Below are 1,915 nucleotides of genomic sequence, written 5' to 3' on the forward strand. Positions count from 1 at the left end.
GAGACATCCTGGATCGCCCATTGGCCGGTCCAGGATGTCCCGGCCCACGCGCCTTCCAGACTATTCCACAGCCGCCACCGAAAGCCCTACCCGCGTGGCCTCGGCGATCTGCCGCGCGCGGTCCTGGTCGAACGATCCGGCGCCGGTGGCGATGGCGAACCGGAACGTGAGTTCGCCCAGCTGGTAGCCCGGGAAGTTGGTGTACCAGAAGTTGTTGACCAACCATGAGTACAGGCAGGCGCGGTCCAGGCGCAGGTGGTCCGCCCAGCGCCCGAAGGTGAGGGCCCCAAGCTGCATCAGCGGGGCCTCGACCGGGCAGACGGCCGCCCAGGCGTCGTCGCTCACCATCGCCACATAGTCCTGAACAGCATAGTAGTCCCGGCAAGTGCCCGGAAGCTGCTGCGTCTCGGCCTCGAAGACCGCGTCACAGCTATGGACCAGGGCCCGCGCGCCCTCGAGCTTGAACGGGAAGGCTACGTAGAGCCCCTCGTACAGCTCGTACGCCTGCTTGTCCAGCCGCACTTCGACCTCCAGCCACGGCAGCTCGCGCCACAGCCGCACTTCCGTCTCGATGCGGCGAAGGTACGGCAACTCGCTCTCGACGAGTAGCGCCTCGAGGACGGGCCCGCTCTCCACGCGCACCACGCGCGCGTTCGTGAGCGCCCCCTCGCGGGCGAAGTTGGCGTCCGAGCGGCGATAGGCGTACGGGAGGAAGCTGTAGCCGCGCTCCCAGACGGCCGCGCGGTCCTCGGCGCTGGTGATCGTCTCGCGTATGACTTCGCCGAGGCCCCACGGAGCGCGGGTGTCGAGCATCTCGCGGCCGGCGGCCTTGTCTACGAGGGACAGCAGGCGCCCGGACGCGTCGCATTCCACGCTCCAAAAGTCAGTCTGGAGCCGGTAGCGACCTCCGACCGGATCATTGGTGAGAGCGAGTTCCGGCGTGTCGGTGTTGGCCTGCGCCGTCACGGCTGTGCCCGCCGGGACCGCAAGCACCGCCCGGCTCTCCGCCGGACGCAGCGCCGTCGCCGGCGAAAGCTGCACAGCGGCCTGCGCTCCCGACGACAGGTGGAGGCTGGTGACATCCGCGCCCATGCCGGCGAGGGTGACCGGGCCCCGGAACTCCCCCGCCAGCGGGTTGAACAGGCTCAGACGCCGTGGGCCGCTGGACGGGGCGCGCACCGTCTGGTCACGGAAATCCTCCGCCGCCTGCGCACCGGCGGGGGGCGCGAGGCGCTGCGTCAGTCGCTCCTCCAGCCGTCGGGCGCGGTCGTGGGCGAGGTACACGTGCCGGGCCTTGTGGATCCAACTGGCGCGGCTGCGGTACGAATGGGGCTCGGTGCCCATGTTCGAACTGCCCCACGTGTGCTCATCGAACAGCAGCAGGTCCTCCCAGATCGGCCACAGGTCGTCGGTGTCGCCGAGGCGGGCCTGCAGCGCTTCCAGCCGCCGCAACCGGCAGTGCGTCTCGCGTGACAGAGCCGCCTCATAGGCCGCCGACCCCAGACCCTCCGACCACCAGTCCGGCCAGGCGAGTTGGTGGGAAGGAAAATCGTCGCCGTGCAGCGCCCGGAGGCGCTCGAAGAAATTGCGGTTGGTCGAGAGGCGCAGGCGCGGCTCCCCCACCTCATCGTTCCACGTCTGCACCAGGTCGGCCACATCGGCCGAGGGCGGGTAGTTGTCCGCGGCGTAGTGCAGCAGCAGCACCTGGTATGGGTACCCCTCGCTCTCCAGCAGGCGCAGGTACTCGAGCAGCTTGGGGCCGAAGACCTCCAGGCCCTGGGGCATCCCCAGCACATGGCAGGCGCCATACCAGCCCTTGCGCCAGTCCGTGTGCCAGACCAGCGCCCGGCCCCCGCGGGGCCCCACCCACCAGAACGGGCCCAGGGGAAGCTGCAGCGGCTTGCTGACCATGGCG

The 1,915-nt window shown here is 69.9% G+C and carries 1 protein-coding gene; it reads right to left on the reverse strand.

Annotated features, from left to right (window positions below):
• Positions 1-60: 60 nt before the first annotated feature.
• Positions 61-1,915, reverse strand: a 1,855-nt coding sequence (locus tag LLH23_05385; protein MCE5237907.1) for a hypothetical protein, incomplete at its 5' end; no start/stop codon positions are given.

Source organism: bacterium (assembly GCA_021372615.1).
Classification (GTDB): domain Bacteria; phylum Armatimonadota; class Zipacnadia; order Zipacnadales; family UBA11051; genus JAJFUB01.